The organism is Sporosarcina luteola (genome assembly GCF_023715535.1).
GTDB classification, from domain to species: Bacteria; Bacillota; Bacilli; order Bacillales_A; family Planococcaceae; genus Sporosarcina; species Sporosarcina luteola_B.
Window position 1 is genome coordinate 1 of sequence record NZ_JAMBOI010000070.1, and the last position, 379, is coordinate 379.

Annotated in this window: 1 pseudogene; it reads left to right on the forward strand. The window is 37.5% G+C overall.

The window, feature by feature from the left end:
• Nucleotides 1-379: pseudogene (locus M3191_RS18375) on the forward strand (RNA degradosome polyphosphate kinase); the annotation flags it as partial.

Below are 379 nucleotides of genomic sequence, written 5' to 3' on the forward strand. Positions count from 1 at the left end.
GATTAAACGTTATGTTCATTTAGGCACAGGTAACTATCATGCAATGAATGCCAAAATCTATACTGATTATGGACTACTGACCAGTGATGCTGATATTTGTGAAGATGTCCATAAAGTCTTCCAGGAGCTCACAGGTATGGGGAAAATGGTCAAATTGAAAAAACTTTTTCATGCACCATTTACTCTGCATTCTCAATTGATTGAACTCATTGAAAATGAAACTGAAAATAGCAAAGCGGGCAAAAAAGCGCAGATTATTATTAAAGTCAACGCCTTAACTGAATCTCAACTAATTGATGCTCTGTATAGAGCGTCTCAAGCGGGCGTTCAAATCGATTTGATTATCCGTTCAATTTGCTGCTTACGCCCACAAGTGAAA